Raw genomic sequence first — 16507 nt, 5'->3', positions numbered from 1 at the left:
CGTCTCCCCCTTTTACCGGTTTCTCCCTCTATTGGGGTTGCTGCCAGATCCACCTCTAAGATTACTTGGCCCTTGTCTACGGCTGTCTCTTTGATCTCCTCGTGGATTTTCACGCCTTGGACCACGGCTGTCTTCCGACCGACCACCCCGCGGATTCTCTCGCTTTGGTCCGCGGCTGTTTTCCATCCGGCCTCCCCGTGTTTCCTCACGTCTAGGTCCGCGGCTGTTTTCCATCCGGCCTCCCCGTGTTTCCTCACGCTTTGGTCCGCGGTCGTTTTCCATCCGGCCTCCCCGTGTTTCCTCACGTCTAGGTCCGCGGCTGTTTTCCATCCGGCCTCCCCGTGTATCCTCACGCTTTGGTCCGCGGCCGTTTTCCATCCGGCCTCCCCGTGGTTTCTCCCTCTCGATCTCACGATTGTCCGCTTGATTTACAGAACGGTGACTGCCTCGATTCGGTCCTCTCGTATCTATCCGTTCCCGGTGTTTCCTTCCCCCTCCCGAACGCGGGCGGCGGGTACCTTCATCAGAAGAGTCCTCATAGCGTTTCCTCTTTTGCCTCACCTCATCGGGTTGGAACATTTTCACTCCTTCAATCGTCCTTCTTTCAATTTTCATGGAGATCCCTTTTTCAATCTCGCTTAAAAGCTGTAAATCCTTCGTTGCTATGAAAGTTACAGCCAAGCCATTCTCACCCGCTCGGCCTGTCCGGCCAATTCGGTGGATGTAACTTTCTGCATCCTCGGGAACATCATAATTAAAAACATGTGTCACACCTTCTACATCGAGTCCTCGTGCAGCAACGTCCGTTGCCACTAAATATTGAAGCTTTGCGTCTCTGAAGTTTTTCATGACACGTTCCCGCTTTGCCTGTGAAAGGTCACCATGAAGCTCTTCAGAGTTGAATCCAGCTGCCTTCAAGGCATCATTCAATACCGAGACGCGACGTTTTGTACGGCAAAATATGATCGCAAGGTATGGTTGTTCTTCTTTGATCATGTTGATTAATGATGACTGTTTGGCACGATCGGTAGTCTCGATGACAAGCTGCCTGATTTTCTCGACCGTTACTTGCTCGGCCTTCACCGCCGCAGTTAATGGTTTAGTCATATAGCGTTTAGCCAATTGATGCACCTGTTCAGGCATCGTCGCTGAAAAGAGCAACGTTTGGCGTTCTTCTGGAAGCTGTCCCATGATTTCTTCGACCTCTGGTAAGAAACCAATATGTAGCATTTGATCAGCTTCGTCCAGCACGAGTGTTCCAGTTTGTGACAGATCGATGGTGCCTCTTCGTAAATGATCTAAGAGCCTGCCTGGCGTGGCGACCACCACGGAGATGTTTCTTGTCAGCTTTTTCATTTGCTGCTCGACATCCTGTCCGCCATATACTGCAAGCACTTGGAGTCCTTCTATTTCATTAGCGAATTTCTTCAATTCAGCAGTGATTTGCAAAGCCAATTCCCTGGTCGGCGTGACGATCAGGGATTGTATGTGGGATGCGGCGGGATCTACTTTTTCCAGGATTGGCAGCAAAAATGCCAAAGTCTTCCCCGTCCCCGTTTGAGCCTTCGCAATGACATCCCTTCCAGCAAGGATATCTGGTATCGATTTCTCCTGGATCGGGGTAGGGGCGGTTATTCCTATTTGCTTTAATATCATGTTAATCGCCGGGCTGACGCCAAGGTCGATGAATTTTGTCATGTATGGGCCTACTTTCTGAATTTCTTCATTTAATTGACTGATAAATCCACTGAAATGGTAACAGCTTCCTTCACTTAATGTCATATTCCTTAGTCTAAGCTAATTGTTAGTATATCATTATCTATTTTCGAGAAAACCTGTACCTTAAAATTTTTCATGCTATTGTACTTTAGTTGTTTTTCTAATATAATTTATAAGATTATCCAATCGAGCTACTTACTTTAAATTAAAGGGTAAGCATCTCATCCTTGTAGTTTTTTGCAAGGATTTTTTGTATATAAAAAAGGAGTGACCGCATGTTTAAATTAAAAGAACGGAATTCAAATATTAGGACGGAAGTACTTGCGGGGCTTACAACCTTTTTAACTCTTGCTTATATCATCGTTGTAAACCCAATGATCCTTTCTGATGCCGGCGTTCCATTTGACCAGGCATTCACGGCAACCATAATCGCTATAATAATCGGTACCCTAAGCATGGCCCTATTAGCCAATTACCCTATTGTCATAGCACCCGCAATGGGATTGAATGCTTATTTTGCATACTCGGTATTGGGAACCCATGATATTTCATACACAGTTGCCTTCTCTGCAGTCTTTGTTACCGGTATCATCTTTATCCTTTTATCCCTGACCTCTTTCCGCTCAAAATTGATCGAGGCCATCCCAAATAACTTGAAGCATGCAATCAGTGCCGGAATCGGTCTTTTCATCACCTTCATCGGACTTCGCTTGTCAGGTGTCGTAACACAGCATGAATCCAACCTGGTTACCCTCGGAAGCTTCAGGGATCCTAATGTGGCGCTTACATTGGTTGGTTTGGTCATAACGATCGTGCTGATCGTTCGCAATGTGCAGGGAGCAATATTCATCGGAATGATCGTGACTGCCATAATCGCTTTCTTTACAGGCCAATTGGAAATTAACGGTTTAGTTTCCGCCCCTTCATTACCTGAAGGGATTATTGTCGCCAATCCAATCACATCCATCGCCGATGTCATTAACTATGGCCTTTATGGCGTCGTCTTCTCCATTTTGCTTGTAATGCTTTTCGATACGACCGGTGCTTTATTAGGCATAGTCCGGCAAGCTGGATTGCTGAAGGATAATAAGCTTGAAAAATCCGGCAGTGCCTTCTTTGCGGATTCCATCGGCACTACTGTCGGCGCCATGTTCGGTACAAGCCCGACCGCTGCCTCAGTCGAATCATCAGCTGGTGTAGGAGCGGGCGGCAAGACAGGTTTAACCGCGTTGGTTGTGGCCATCCTTTTCTTAATGACCGCCTTCTTCAGCCCACTGATAGGAGCTGTCTCAAATGTAGCGGCAATCACGGCACCTAGCTTGATCATCGTCGGAAGCATGATGATTAAAAGCATTAATGAAATTGACTGGACACACTTTGATGAATCATTCCCAGCCTTTTTGGTCATTGTAGCCATGCCTTTAACATCAAGCATCGCAAACGGGATAGCACTCGGATTCATCTCCTATCCCATTTTAAAAATGGCAAGGGGCAAATTCCAGGAAGTGCATCCGTTCGTGTACATGTTTGCCGTTTTATTCCTTTACCAACTTATTTTCCTGGCTTGATCATTTTAAGAGGGATCCATTGTGGTTCCTCTTTTTTATAACTCCTGTAAAGAAAAAGGAGGATATCCGACTTATCGTCGGATATCCTCCTACATGTTCACTGGTTCATTTGATCAAGGAAATCACCCAGGAGATCGTCAAGATTTTCTTCTTCCGGTTCCGATTCTTCCTCTTGCTGTGCGGGTTGATCCAAATTCCAATCAAAGTCATCCAGGTCTTTCTTAGGTAAGTCTTCCTTGACCTCCTCCACTACCTTTTCTTCAGGCTCGGCCTGCACATATAGTTCCTCGTTCAGTTCATTATTGTTCAAAGAGGCAAGCAGGGCCGTAGCGCGTAAAGGATCGGATAAAAGGTGGTACATAATCGTTCCAAGCATAGCTTCTGAGTGGGAATGCTTGAGCCAATCACGCTGAGATTTGCTTAGTTTGTTCGGCATGGGCAGGACAATCATTTCCCGATCCTGATGGGAGGATTGCCCGACTCCATCGAGAACATACTCGGCAATTTTACTGGAAAAATTCCTTCTTTCCGTTTCCTTCAATTTCTGCAGCTGTCTTAACGTATAATCTGATACATCCGAAGGGATACGAAAAGTGATGGCTTGTCCTCTTTTAAGTTCAGAAGAAGCTGTTTTTTTCATTCTCTCACCTATTTAATGGAGCCCGTTCTTTGTTCTTTCTTCTTTTGCTGTGACTGATTCTGTTCCTTTGCATTCCGGCGGCGATTAAAATCCGAAATCAATTTATAATAGGCGTTTGCCATCATCCAAACGCTTTCCCTCTCATCTTCGAAAAAGTCTATATTGTAGCCATCGAAATTTTGATTCAATGTTTTCAAGTAATCTTTCAGGACAATCGATCCCCCGCCTACAAAATAGCAGATTTCCGTTTGGGAATTTTTTTGCCATACGTTGCGCAGGTGACGATATTGCTTTTTGGCCAATTCACCTAAAATGCGGTCGACGATATCATGGACGCTTGTCCTGCTTCCGCGAACCATAATATGATTGCGATCATTTTTCTTCGTGATGATTTCAACGACGTCGCGCCTGCTATCCAGCTCGACACCATGTTTCTTCCTGATTTCTTCACGGATCGATTCAAGAGCTTCAGCTACTCCCAAATTAAATCCTTGTGCCTTGTCATCGTCAACTTTACGATTTTTAATGACAGCGATATCCGTCGATAATCCACCGATATCCTGGATGAGTATTCTTCTATCTATTAATTCACGGTTAATGATATTCAAATCTTTATCCATGACCAAATTTATGTATGCAGCAAAGCCCTCTGGATAGACTTTCACTTCATCAAATTTTATATTAACCTTCATGCCTTGGTATTTAGGAGTAATTAAAAATTCCACCTGGTGGACTGAGCCAAGTAATTTCGAGCGGTACCCGACGTCTTTCCCTTCTTTGACCTCCCGAAGTGGCAACCCTGTTCCAAGCGTATAGTTGGCTTCCACAACGTTATTCACTTTTTTGAATGTATCGTTGTCCCCCAACTTTGCAGCGTCTAATGCAAGAGCCGCAAAAAGCATGACTAATGTTTGATCTTCTTCCGATTTACTGCTTCCTAAATCCAATTCGGTAGGATTATCACTTTTTGTCGCCAAGTTCCCAACGCGATAAATCGCATTATTGTCTTGCAGGGCCGGTGAATGGACCCTAATATGAATCCCTTCCAATGGGTTTTTTTCATCAAGTTCCTCAATCCCGATGACCGGACGGTCTTCTATGTCTTTTGCAATGACGTTCGGTATATAAAGTTCAGACTCTAGCTTTCCAAAAATAGCCTTGATAGCATCATTTCCTACGTCTACTGCTGCGATTCTAGAACTCATCTAAAAACATCCCCTTTTTATAGAAAAAAATTTTAAGTGAAGCATTCCCTTTAAGGATAGAAAAAGTTTCCCCCATAGTCAATCCTTCATAAGTTGTAGCTATATTTGTCGAATTGTTTTCAAATTGTTTACAATAGGAACAAGTATGTATACACCATATATATAGCCATGTGTACGTGTTTGTAAACATGAATACCTTTTTGTGTACATTACATCTATTTTCGTTTACATGTATACACTTTTGTAAGCAAACCAAATAATATATTTTCTCACTCTTTCTTCTTACAAAATTAGCGGATTTGGGTATGTTAATAAATGGACGATCCACTAATGAACTGTATATAGGTATTCAAAGCTGAGAAAAATACAGAAACTTCCCAAATTCGAGAACACTATTGTCGCAAAGCATTAAATTCCCCTTCGTTTTCTAAAATAGATACAGATATAACCACTGACGCCTTAATTGCAGGCGGCGGAATTCCAGGGATTACTCAGCTAAACAAGGGATCAAAGTTACATTGTTAGAGGCTGGCGAAATCCTTAACGGATAAACGGGACACACCACAGCATGGCCTGATTTACGATTTGTTTGTTCACTAAAACATGATGAAGGGAAAGCCAAAATATATTATGTAGCCAATGCAGAAGGAATGGTCTTATCAAAGACTTGATAGAAGAACATTCCATTGAAAGTAATTTGACTGAAATGGATACCTATATTCACACAAATACTGATGAATATAAAAGTAAAATCCCGAAAGAACAAAAGCCTATCGAAACTAGCCATTCAAGGGGATTATACAGAAGAAAATCCCTTTCTCCATTCCTTGTAAATCTTCCATTAACCATGCACAGTTTCACCCCTTTAAAATATTTAACGGCCTCCTCTCCACGATTCTGGAAGCTGAAAAAGTTTCCACGATAGTCAATGCTTCATTAATAGCAGCTATAACTTTCGAATAATTTACAATAGGAATAAATGTGCAATAGCCTGATATATAGCCATGTGTACGTATTTGTAAACATGTATACTTATTTGTGTACATCACATCTATTTTTGTTTACATGTATACGTTTTTGTAAACAAACCAAATAATGTATTTTTTTCACTCTTTCTTCTTACAAAAATAAGCGTATAAATGGGGAAATTGGGCATGGTAATAAATGGACAATTGACTAATGAACTGTATGGAGGTATTCAAATGACTGAAAAAAATACAGACCTTCCCCGGTTTCCGGAACCCTATTGGCGCACTGCGTTAACTTTCCCATCTTTTTCTAAACTAGAAACAGATATAAATACTGATGTTTTAATAGTAGGCTGCGGAATAACTGGAATCACTTCTGCTTATCTACTAGCCAAACAAGGTGTTAAAGTCACACTGATTGATGCAGGCGAAATCCTAACTGGAACGACAGGGCACACTACAGCAAAAATCACGGCCCAGCATGGCTTGATTTATGACCAATTGATAACTGATCATGGAGAAGAGAAGGCCAAACTTTATTATGAAGCCAATGCAGAAGGAATGAAGCTAATTAAAGACTTGGTAGAAGAACATTCCATTGAATGTAATTTGACTGCACAGGATGCCTATGTCTACGCAAATACAGATGAATATAAAATTAAAATTCAAAATGAACTGAAAGCCTATCAAAAGCTCGGCATTCGTGGGGATTATGCAGAGAGTATCCCCTTCTCCATCCCTTCTAAAGCTGCGGTGATCATGAAAGATCAAGCACAGTTTCACCCGTTAAAATATTTAACGGCCCTCATTTCGACCATTCTCGAAAGTGGAGGAGAAATTTATGAACGGACAACGGCAATGAAGATTGAAGACGGCGATCCACCAACCGTTCAGACCGATAATGGACATACAATCAAAAGCAATCAGGTAATCGTTGCCTCCCACTTCCCTTTTAATGATGAAAAGGGCTTATACTTTGCCCGTGTCCATGTAGATAGGTCCTATGTGCTTGGAATCAGGACTGAACAGGAATATCCCGGTGGGATGTATTACTGTGCAGACAGCCCTACCCGCTCCCTTCGCTATACAGAATTGGACAATGGGGAAAAACTTATACTAGTCGGCGGCGATGGTCATAAAACAGGCCAGGGAGTCTCGATGATCGAGCATTATGAAGCACTGAAGGACTTCAGTTCCCAATATTTCGATGTGAAGGACATTCCCTACCGCTGGTCGGCACAAGATATTGTGACACCGGATAATATCCCCTTCGTCGGACCAGTGACATCCAATAATCCAAACGTTTTGATAGCTACCGGCTATGCGAAATGGGGAATGACGAATGGATCGATTGCAGCCAAGATCTTAACTGACCGGGTTTTGCAAAGGGATAACCGCTATGCGGACTTGTATAACCCAGCCCGGTTAAAAGGCATGAAGAATATAGTCCAAGATAATGCTGATGTAGCGAAGCATTTGATTAAAAGCAAATTGGCCGTCATTCATAAAACGCCTGAAGACATAGGAATTGATGAAGGAGCAATCGTGAAGGTGAATGGAGACAAGGCCGGATGTTACCGTGATCATGATGGCCAGCTACATATTGTCGATTCCACATGTACGCACATGGGGTGTGAAGTTTCCTGGAATAGCGGCGACCGTACTTGGGATTGCCCATGTCATGGCTCCCGCTACTCCATCGCTGGTGAAGTATTGAATGGCCCTGCTGTTGAACCTTTGAAAAAAATACGCTGATGGTCACAGTGATTTATCTAATAGTCGACTAGGTCCGCTGTTTTCCTTATACTGAAGTTACTGCATGGTTGAATGGTTGCAAATAACTTTGAAAAGGATTGAATTGAAATGAACGGTAAGAATCGGAAGGACATTACCCCAGGTGCCTCTGTGGACATTGTACTTAAAGCAGATCAACGCAGCGGAAAACTGACAAGCGGCACTGTAAAGGATATTTTGACCAACTCAAGCACTCACCCTCATGGAATTAAAGTAAGATTGACTGATGGCCAGGTTGGCAGGGTTCAAGTCATTCATAAGTAATGCGCACTCGGTCCAGGCCGAGTGTTTTTTTGTGATCATTCGACCGAATTAATGACAATGGGATATTTCAATCATCTTTCCCGTTTGTAATTCGTACAATAGGGGTGAGATTATCTCTTTTAAAAAAGGCTGGTGTCTAAATGAAAGAATACAATGCCCCCGATAGGGTTCATTACCGCAACGATGAACATACATTGAAAGTTTCCGGCTCTGGGACGCTATCTGCCGCTCCGGATCAAGCCACAATCACCCTAGGAGTCATAACAGAGGATAAGGACCCGCAAAAGGCCCAGCAAGCCAATTCCCAAGCAATCGCAAATGTCATCGCATCACTTAAATCCGCAGGCATTCCCGAAGAGCAATTGAAAACGAGTGATTACAGAATCGATCCGCAATATGATTTTATTGACGGAAAGGAACTGTTCAAGAACTACAAAGTCCAGCACATCATCCAAGCCCAAACGACAGACATCGAGAAAATAGGCAGCATAATCGACACGGCTGTCAGAAACGGCGCCAATTCAATTACCAGCATCCGCTTCTCTTTATCCAACCCAGATGCATACTATAACCAGGCACTTTCTCTCGCTTTAAAAAATGCATACGAAAAAGCACTCTCCATGGCCCGAACACTAGGAATCTCATTGAACCCAGTCCCTAATAAGGTTGAAGAGCTATCTGAAACTATAACACCGATGCTTTACCAAACAAGTACCTTTTCAAAAATGGCGACTACCCCGATTCAGCCTGGTGAATTGAACATCACTGCCTCAGTAAGGGTAGAGTACACGTACTAGCACTCAGTAAATTCCTTCCTAAAAACCCCCCTTGTGAACAATGGGGGGGTTTTACTTTAAAAGACTTTAAAAGACTACCGTCTTATTTTCATGAACAAGGACGCGATCCTCCAAATGCCATTTAACGGCACGTGCCAGCACCCTGCGTTCAGCTGAACGACCGATTTTCTTCATATCCCCAGCAGAATCACGATGGTCCACACGTTCAATATCCTGCTCGATGATTGGACCTTCATCCAAATCATTCGTCACATAATGGGAAGTCGCACCAATCAGCTTAACACCTCTGTCATAAGCTCTTTCATAAGGCCGTGCTCCAATGAATGCAGGTAAAAATGAATGATGGATATTAATGATTTTGTTTGGATGGGCCGCTACGAAGTCCGGCGTCAATATCTGCATATACCTTGCTAAGATAATAAGGTCCACCTTGAATTCTTCCAGAAGTCCAAGCTGTTTTGTCTCCACTTCCCTACGTATATCCTTATTTGCAGGAATGTAATAAAATGGGATGCCCATCGATTCGACAATTTGCCTCGTATCTTCATGATTACTGATGACCAGCGCAATATCAGCTAATAAATCCCCGCTTTGCCATTCCCATAGCAATTCCAGAAGACAATGCGGTTCCTTGGAAACGAAGATTGCCGTCCGTTTCAGATCACTCACATGGTTAAATGTCCATTGCATCGAGAATGCTGTCGAAACTTCCTGGAATGCCAGTTGCATATCCGCTGCCCTATCCTTCAATCCCGGACAATCGAATTCGATCCTTGTGAAAAAGGTACCGCCCTCAGGATTCATCGAATACTGACTCAATTCAACAATATTTGCATCATATTCTTTTAGAAAGGCAGTAACTGTCGAAACAATTCCTGGCCGGTCCGGACACTTTATAATCAAACGGCCTCTATCTTGATTCTTTTCGCGAAACTCCTGTAACTGTTCTTGCACAAAGTTGCTAACCATTTTCCCAACTGCCCTTCTTCTATTTTGCTATATTATACTTCAATTCAAGGGCAAAATTAAAGTCAGTCCATACAATACGGAATTTTGTTGGCAGACAAATCCTCCAGTTTTACCCCATCCCATTCATTAGATTTGGTTTCGATAGAGTGAATTTTCAAATTCATCTCTAGACCTGAATCTAACTAAATTTCTTACTCCACCATATAATATTTGTCATTATTTCAGGAAATTACCGGTAATTTGGAAGGAAATGAAGGCAAAGACCGAGAACCTTTATGAAATGCATAGTGAAAGGGATTCTTGAATGAAGTGCCGGCATGATCTGGATACCCTTTTTTATTTCCGTTTTAATTTCCCTAGTTAATGAGGTTATTTCACCGCCTCACAAGGGTATAGACCATTCTATTAGTTTTTTTCAAAGGGGGAAATGAAATTATCATGAAATCATCAGTTACATTTTTTGTATCCATTCTGGCTGTTCTCGGTCTTCTGTCCGGCTGTGCTGAAAAGGACCAGCTGGAGGATGGAAGCAAGCTGATCAATAAGGACCAGTTTGTTTTCGCTGCCTCAGGCGAATTCAAGCCATTCAGTTATGTCAATGATGACATGACCGTAACTGGATTCGATATTGAGGTCGGCGATGCAATAGCAAAGGAACTGGACCTGGAGCCAGTACCTAAACGGATAAAATTCAAAGGTATCGTGGAAGGTGTCAAAACCGGTCGGGCAGATGCCGCGGTTGCCAGTCATACAATCAATGAACAACGAAGTAAACATGTTGCCTTTTCGACCCCTTATTACTACTCAGGTCCTCAAATTTTCGTCCGCTCAGATAGTGAAATTAAAACGGTCGAAGATTTAAAGGGAAAGGAAGTTGCGGCTTCTAAAGGCTCCACGTACGCAACCACAGCAGAAAAGTATACAACCAATGTAAAAACCTATGACAGTGATATCACCGCCCTGAAAGCATTGAGCGGAGGACGCCATGATGCCGTCATCACCGACTTCGTAACCGGCAAGGAAGCGGCCAAGGAAGGGTTCGACGTCGAAGGAAGGCAATTGATCGAACGAAGCGAGCAAGCCATCGTACTGCCTAACGACAACCCTCAGCTGCTTGCACGCATCAACGAAGCGCTTGAAAACCTCCGGGAAGATGGAACGCTTGCGGAAATCAGCAAAAAGTACTTTGGTGAGGACATCACAACCAAGCCTGAATAAAGATTGATAGAAAGGGAGTCATTACATTGCCAAGTTTTTCTCATTTTTTTGATACATTATTTAACTCCTCGGACGTATTCATCCGAGCCATGCTCCTCACATTGGAACTGACGGTAGTCTCCATATTGGTAGGAATCGTCATCGGATTGCTATTTGCACTTTTAAAAATTTCCAATATAAAAATTCTTGCCTGGATTTCGGATACATATGTATTCCTGGTACGGGGAACACCGCTAATCGTACAGATATTCATACTCTATTTCGGTATCAGCAATCTCTTCTTACTGCCGGACTTCTGGGCGGCGTCACTTGCCTTGGCCTTCCATAATGGAGCTTATATTTCTGAAATTTTACGTGGTACGATCCAATCCATCGATAAAGGCCAAATGGAAGCCGGACGCTCCCTTGGCATGAGCAAATCGCTTACATTAAGAAGAATCATCTTACCTCAAGCCTTCCGTCGCGCATTGCCGCCTCTGGGCAACCAATTCATCATCGGGCTGAAAGATTCATCACTGGCAGCCTTCATCTCCATGAATGAGCTGTTTAACGTGGCGACTACGTTAGGTTCGAATAATTTCGATGAAATGACTTATTTACTGATTGTAGCGGTCTACTACTTGATTCTAGTGGCATTCCTGACCATTATCGTCAATTTATTCGAAAAGAAACTTTCCATTAGTGATCGATAGGGGGAATTGAAATGGAACAAAAAGAAATGATTCGCATTAGGAATTTAAATAAATCGTATGGAAACCTGCATGTACTCAAAGATATTGATATGAAGGTACTGGATAGCGATGTTGTCTGTCTGATCGGGCCAAGCGGTTCCGGAAAAAGCACCCTGCTTCGCTGTTTGAATTATTTAGAGAAAAAAGACAGCGGGCAAATCCTCATTGAAGGGACGGAAATCCAACCGAGTACTGATATTAATAAAATCCGCGAGAAAGTCGGAATGGTTTTTCAGCATTTCTACCTCTTCCCGCATATGACTGTGCTTGAAAATGTAATCGAGGCACCGACTCACGTTAAAAAAGTCCCCAAGGCCCAGGCGATCGAAGAAGCAAAAGAATTGCTTGCCAAAGTCGGCTTATCAGATAAAGCGGATGTCTATCCAAGCAAACTCTCAGGTGGGCAGAAGCAGCGTGTCGCCATAGCCCGTGCCCTTGCCATGAAGCCTGATATCCTACTCTTTGATGAGCCTACCTCGGCTCTGGATCCCGAACTTGTCGGGGAAGTTCTTGCCACGATGAAGGAACTTGCCTTGGAAGGGATGACAATGGTAGTCGTTACACATGAAATGAGCTTTGCACGTGAAGTTGGTGATTGGATTGTCTTCATGCATAATGGGAAGGTTGTCGAAAGCGGCCCGCCAAAAGAATTCTTCACCAATCCAAAAGAAGAACGGACAAAAGAATTTTTGCAAACGACAGTCTTTTGATTTCCACCCTAAAATCTGTCTATTAGCGAGAATAATTCGTCCTCGAACGTAAATCACCATTATAAGCAATACAGGCGAGACTTCCTGTATTGCTTATTTGATTGCTATATTCGCGGGATGGATCGTTCCCTAAGTTACATGAACCAAGTTTCAGGGATATTTTCGCTCTGATTGTACAAACTAAATACTTGATGAATTGTTTCAGATAAACCCTGATTCCGGCTCGAACATGGAAAAATATCTGTATTTATGGTATATATACAGGTAAAATTAAAAGAAGTATATAAATGAAAGAGGTCGAATTCAGTTGGAAAATAACTCTTCGAATTTTATTAAAAATATTATAAAAGATGATCTAGAGTCCGGAAAACATGATCATGTCATCACCCGCTTCCCTCCTGAGCCGAACGGATATTTACATATCGGGCACGCCAAATCAATCATTTTGAATTTTGGGGTGGCTGATGATTTCAATGGGAAAACTAACCTTCGTTTCGATGATACGAATCCATTGAAAGAAGATATTGAGTTTGTCAACTCCATTAAGGAAGATGTAAAATGGCTCGGTTACGACTGGGATAACCTTTTCTTCGCTTCCGACTATTTTGATGAAATGTATAAAAGAGCTGTGCTGCTCATCAATAAAGGACTGGCATATGTGGACGACCTTAATGCCGACCAAATCCGTGAATATCGCGGAACGCTGACTGAGCCGGGAAAAGATAGCCCATACCGCAATAGAACCGTCGAGGAAAATCTTGAACTATTTGAAAAGATGCGCAGCGGCGAATTCGAAAACGGTGCAAAAGTATTGCGTGCCAAAATCGATATGAGCTCGCCTAATATCAATTTGCGTGATCCTGTCATATACCGTATCTCCCATACTGAACACCATAATACCGGGAACAAATGGTGCATCTACCCAATGTATGCCTTTGCCCACCCAATTGAAGATGCCATCGAAGGAGTCACACACTCCATTTGTACGCTAGAGTTCGAAGATCAACGCCCTCTTTATGACTGGATCGTTGAAAATTGTGAAATGGAAAGCAAGCCAAAACAATATGAATTTGGCCGTCTTAACCTGACCAATACAGTAATGAGCAAGCGAAAACTGAAGCAGCTTGTCGATGAGGGCTTCGTGGACGGCTGGGACGACCCACGGATGCCTACCGTTTCAGGTTTGCGGAGACGCGGGTATACACCTGAGGCGATTCGTGCATTCTGCCAAGAGATTGGCGTCGCCAAAACAAGCGGTGTCGTAGACTCTCAAATGCTTGATCATTTCGTGCGGGAAGACTTAAAGCTGAAGGCTCCACGGACTATGGCTATCCTAAATCCGCTTAAAGTGGTCATCACCAACTATCCGGAAGGCGAGGTAGAATGGCTGGATGCTGAGGTCAATCCGGAAGTCCCGGAAATGGGCACACGCCAAATCCCGTTTTCACGTGAAATATATATCGAACAGGACGATTTCATGGAAAATCCGCCGAAAAAGTATTTCCGACTTTTCCCGGGCAATGAAGTCCGTTTGAAACATGCTTATTTCATTAAATGTGAAGAAGTGATAAAAGACGAAGCCGGTAACGTCATTGAACTTCGCTGCACATACGACATTGAAACGAAAAGCGGATCGGGCTTCACTGGCCGTAAAGTAAAAGGTACATTGCACTGGGTCGAAGCTTCACAAGCCGTTTCAGCAGAATTCCGCAACTACCAGCCTTTAATCTTGGATAAGGAAAATGATGAAGAGGAAGAAAAATCATTCCTGGACCGAGTAAACCCTGATTCCGTAGAAGTTTTACAAGGATTTGTCGAGCCTAACATGAAAGATGTTAAGCCTCAGGATAAATTCCAATTCTTCAGGCATGGCTATTATAATGTTGATTCAAAACTCACTGTGGCCGATCACTTGGTCTTCAACCAAATCGTTGGGTTGAAAAGTTCATTCAAGTTATAGAATCACAGAGAAGAACCAGATTCCTAGCGAATCTGGTTCTTTTCCATTCTCTGCACCTTATGTCACTTTTTCTCGTAAAGTTTGATCCCTTGCTTGGAAAGGGCCTGCTTAAGAGTACTATGTGTCGAAACCTGACTAAAATCAAGACCTAACTGAATCGATGTCTGGGCCACTTCGGGACGAATCCCGGAAATGGTCGATTGAATGCCCAATAGGTTCAGGGTACTTATCAATTGATAGATCTGTTGGGCAACCATCGTATCTAAAAGGGAGACTCCCGATAAATCGATGAATAAGTGAGTGACATTTTTGTTAATGCATTTGCTTGGAGTCGCATTCAAAATTTCCTTTGCCCGATAGGTATCGATTTCACCGATTAACGGCAATACCGCAATGGCATCAACAATGGGAATGACAGGTGCGCCCAGTTCATTAATCAGCTCCTGTTGAGCTAGTAAACGTTCTTTTGTCAAAAGGTAATACTGCTCTGTGAACTCACGGTTCAATTGGTCGAAGGCACCATTAATGAGCCGGCCCCACCGGATGATTGTATCCTTCGTTATCCCCGTATCCTTTAGCATATAATCAGTGATAAAGGCCCAATATGTTTCACGGACCTTATTAAGCGCTTCCAACACTTCGTAAATGGGGGTACCCGATTCAACCCTGCTCTTCGCGACAAGTGTGGCCCACTGCTCCATCGTTGCAATAAAAGCATTTTTATCTTCAAGTAAAGCACTTGTCACTGTCTTGATGGTCAATGTATTCTGTTCTCTAAGAAGCTTTTCTATTTTCTCATTGGAGTCCATTGAATAGATGGATCCAGACTGCTTTTCCCTTAAAGCCAGCCAGTTTTCCGTAATCTCGGATGAATTATCAATGATATATCGATATAAATTTTCATCTAGTTTATCCATTTGTGTTCCCCTATCTCACTAGTTATTTCATTTTAAAAAGTAATAATAAGTCTCCATATCCCTCCCTCTCCATTTCACTTTTAGGAATGAATCGAAGGGCCGCAGAGTTTATGCAATATCTCTTGCCTTTGGGACTTGGGCCATCAGGAAAAACATGTCCAAGGTGTGAATCGGCGTCCCTGCTGCGCACCTCGGTCCGGGTCATACGGTGGCTGAGATCCATTTTTTCATTGACACTTGCGGACATGACGGGCTTGGTGAAGCTTGGCCACCCACAACCGCTATCATACTTATCCCGTGAACTGAATAGAGGCTCCCCAGAAACGACATCCACATAGATGCCCTCTTCAAAGTGATCCCAATAAACATTATCGAAAGGCGGCTCGGTGCCATTTTCCTGGGTGACATGAAATTGACTCTCCGTTAAGGTCTTTCTAAGATGTGCATTATCCTTAGGCCAATTTTCTTTAATGAAAGCTTCACGGCCTGACCCTTTACGATACAATGCATAGCGAAACTGATTTTTCCGATAGAAGTCTTGATGATATTCCTCAGCCTCGTAAAATTTCCCCGAGGGTAGAATACCCGTAACGATAGGTTTCTTAAACCGCCCGCTCATCATTAAATCTTCCTTCGATTGTTTTGCCTCCTGTTTCTGACGTTCATTGAGATAGAAAATGGCTGCCCTGTATTGCTTTCCCCTATCCGCGAATTGTCCTTCGTCATCCGTAGGGTCGACTTGGCGCCAGAATATCTCCAATAACGTTTTATAGGAAATGATTGATGGATCGAATACCACTTGAACCGCTTCAACATGATCAGTCGAACCGGTAATCACTTGTTTATAACTGGGCGCGGCAAATTCTCCGCCTGTATAACCTGATGTCACTGAAATAATGCCATCCATTTCATCAAAGGGAGCAACCATACACCAAAAACAGCCTCCTGCAAAGATAGCCGTTTCTTTTCCAGCCATCGTCATTCTAAAACTCCCCTTTCACGCCTGTCATTTTATGTATTATATACCAGCAGGCCAAACGCCTTCAA

The 16507-nt window shown here is 43.1% G+C and carries 14 protein-coding genes; 8 read left to right on the top strand and 6 right to left on the bottom strand.

Annotated elements, in window-relative coordinates; genetic code table 11:
• Window positions 1–12: 12 nt before the first annotated feature.
• Window positions 13–1698 (bottom strand): DEAD/DEAH box helicase, encoded by a 1686-nt coding sequence (locus N0M92_RS11615; RefSeq protein ID WP_260285822.1) that lies wholly within the window; start codon window positions 1696–1698, stop codon window positions 13–15.
• A gap of 296 nt (window positions 1699–1994) precedes the next feature.
• Here N0M92_RS11615 and N0M92_RS11610 point away from each other — a divergent pair, with 296 nt between their 5' ends.
• The gene (locus N0M92_RS11610) at window positions 1995–3287 is read left to right on the top strand and encodes an NCS2 family permease (RefSeq protein ID WP_260285821.1); all 1293 of its coding nucleotides are present in this window, start codon (window positions 1995–1997) and stop codon (window positions 3285–3287) included.
• Between the two features lie 97 nt (window positions 3288–3384).
• On the opposite strand, the gene N0M92_RS11605 is transcribed toward N0M92_RS11610, so the two are convergent.
• On the bottom strand, window positions 3385–3927 hold the full coding sequence (locus N0M92_RS11605) for a hypothetical protein (RefSeq protein ID WP_192207321.1): 543 nt from the start codon (window positions 3925–3927) through the stop codon (window positions 3385–3387).
• A gap of 8 nt (window positions 3928–3935) precedes the next feature.
• Complete coding sequence (locus N0M92_RS11600; protein ID WP_057278235.1) at window positions 3936–5132, bottom strand: ParM/StbA family protein; 1197 nt, start codon at window positions 5130–5132, stop codon at window positions 3936–3938.
• A 1202-nt stretch (window positions 5133–6334) separates the two neighbouring features.
• Here N0M92_RS11600 and N0M92_RS11595 point away from each other — a divergent pair.
• The 3 genes from N0M92_RS11595 to N0M92_RS11585 all read left to right on the top strand — a co-directional run bounded on the left by N0M92_RS11595 (window position 6335) and on the right by N0M92_RS11585 (window position 8955).
• Window positions 6335–7855, top strand: coding sequence for an FAD-dependent oxidoreductase (locus N0M92_RS11595; RefSeq protein WP_260285820.1), 1521 nt, complete (start codon window positions 6335–6337; stop codon window positions 7853–7855).
• Window positions 7856–7963: 108 nt separating this feature from the next.
• The gene (locus tag N0M92_RS11590; RefSeq protein WP_076368446.1) at window positions 7964–8158 is read left to right on the top strand and encodes a YwbE family protein; all 195 of its coding nucleotides are present in this window, start codon (window positions 7964–7966) and stop codon (window positions 8156–8158) included.
• 140 nt (window positions 8159–8298) lie between these two features.
• Window positions 8299–8955: an SIMPL domain-containing protein gene (locus N0M92_RS11585; RefSeq protein ID WP_260285819.1), complete on the top strand. Its 657-nt coding sequence runs from the start codon at window positions 8299–8301 to the stop codon at window positions 8953–8955.
• Between the two features lie 66 nt (window positions 8956–9021).
• On the opposite strand, the gene purU is transcribed toward N0M92_RS11585, so the two are convergent.
• Window positions 9022–9924 carry a formyltetrahydrofolate deformylase gene (gene purU / locus N0M92_RS11580; protein WP_260285818.1) on the bottom strand — a complete coding sequence of 301 codons (903 nt, stop codon included), beginning with the start codon at window positions 9922–9924 and terminating at the stop codon, window positions 9022–9024.
• Window positions 9925–10362: 438 nt separating this feature from the next.
• Between purU and N0M92_RS11575 the strand changes: the two genes are divergently transcribed.
• The 4 genes from N0M92_RS11575 to N0M92_RS11560 all read left to right on the top strand — a co-directional run bounded on the left by N0M92_RS11575 (window position 10363) and on the right by N0M92_RS11560 (window position 14543).
• Window positions 10363–11142 carry a transporter substrate-binding domain-containing protein gene (locus N0M92_RS11575; protein WP_260285817.1) on the top strand — a complete coding sequence of 260 codons (780 nt, stop codon included), beginning with the start codon at window positions 10363–10365 and terminating at the stop codon, window positions 11140–11142.
• 26 nt (window positions 11143–11168) lie between these two features.
• The gene (locus tag N0M92_RS11570) at window positions 11169–11834 is read left to right on the top strand and encodes an amino acid ABC transporter permease (protein ID WP_076368450.1); all 666 of its coding nucleotides are present in this window, start codon (window positions 11169–11171) and stop codon (window positions 11832–11834) included.
• Between the two features lie 11 nt (window positions 11835–11845).
• The gene (locus tag N0M92_RS11565) at window positions 11846–12583 is read left to right on the top strand and encodes an amino acid ABC transporter ATP-binding protein (RefSeq protein ID WP_286182402.1); all 738 of its coding nucleotides are present in this window, start codon (window positions 11846–11848) and stop codon (window positions 12581–12583) included.
• A 307-nt stretch (window positions 12584–12890) separates the two neighbouring features.
• Window positions 12891–14543, top strand: a complete 1653-nt coding sequence (locus N0M92_RS11560; RefSeq protein ID WP_260285816.1) for a glutamine--tRNA ligase/YqeY domain fusion protein — start codon at window positions 12891–12893, stop codon at window positions 14541–14543.
• 62 nt (window positions 14544–14605) lie between these two features.
• Here N0M92_RS11560 and N0M92_RS11555 read toward each other — a convergent pair whose 3' ends face one another.
• Window positions 14606–15460: an STAS domain-containing protein gene (locus N0M92_RS11555; RefSeq protein ID WP_260285815.1), complete on the bottom strand. Its 855-nt coding sequence runs from the start codon at window positions 15458–15460 to the stop codon at window positions 14606–14608.
• A gap of 22 nt (window positions 15461–15482) precedes the next feature.
• Window positions 15483–16442: a peptide-methionine (R)-S-oxide reductase MsrB gene (gene msrB, locus N0M92_RS11550; protein ID WP_260285814.1), complete on the bottom strand. Its 960-nt coding sequence runs from the start codon at window positions 16440–16442 to the stop codon at window positions 15483–15485.
• Between the last annotated feature and the right edge of the window lie 65 nt (window positions 16443–16507).

The sequence above is a fragment of the Peribacillus aracenensis genome, assembly GCF_025175645.1.
Classification (GTDB): domain Bacteria; phylum Bacillota; class Bacilli; order Bacillales; family DSM-1321; genus Peribacillus; species Peribacillus aracenensis.
The sequence above is the reverse complement of the archived record's forward strand: the minus strand, read 5'-3'. Positions and strand labels throughout refer to the sequence as shown.

Excerpts from the sequence above, each read along its gene's own strand:
- N0M92_RS11575 (WP_260285817.1), top strand. The coding sequence starts at position 10,363 with ATGAAATCATCAGTTACATTTTTTGTATCCATTCTGGCTGTTCTCGGT.
- N0M92_RS11565 (WP_286182402.1), top strand. The coding sequence starts at position 11,846 with ATGGAACAAAAAGAAATGATTCGCATTAGGAATTTAAATAAATCGTAT.
- N0M92_RS11595 (WP_260285820.1), top strand. The coding sequence starts at position 6,335 with ATGACTGAAAAAAATACAGACCTTCCCCGGTTTCCGGAACCCTATTGG.
- N0M92_RS11600 (WP_057278235.1), bottom strand. The coding sequence starts at position 5,132 with ATGAGTTCTAGAATCGCAGCAGTAGACGTAGGAAATGATGCTATCAAG.
- N0M92_RS11590 (WP_076368446.1), top strand. The coding sequence starts at position 7,964 with ATGAACGGTAAGAATCGGAAGGACATTACCCCAGGTGCCTCTGTGGAC.
- msrB (WP_260285814.1), bottom strand. The coding sequence starts at position 16,442 with ATGACGATGGCTGGAAAAGAAACGGCTATCTTTGCAGGAGGCTGTTTT.
- N0M92_RS11610 (WP_260285821.1), top strand. The coding sequence starts at position 1,995 with ATGTTTAAATTAAAAGAACGGAATTCAAATATTAGGACGGAAGTACTT.
- N0M92_RS11585 (WP_260285819.1), top strand. The coding sequence starts at position 8,299 with ATGAAAGAATACAATGCCCCCGATAGGGTTCATTACCGCAACGATGAA.
- N0M92_RS11555 (WP_260285815.1), bottom strand. The coding sequence starts at position 15,460 with ATGGATAAACTAGATGAAAATTTATATCGATATATCATTGATAATTCA.
- N0M92_RS11605 (WP_192207321.1), bottom strand. The coding sequence starts at position 3,927 with ATGAAAAAAACAGCTTCTTCTGAACTTAAAAGAGGACAAGCCATCACT.
- N0M92_RS11615 (WP_260285822.1), bottom strand. The coding sequence starts at position 1,698 with ATGACAAAATTCATCGACCTTGGCGTCAGCCCGGCGATTAACATGATA.
- purU (WP_260285818.1), bottom strand. The coding sequence starts at position 9,924 with ATGGTTAGCAACTTTGTGCAAGAACAGTTACAGGAGTTTCGCGAAAAG.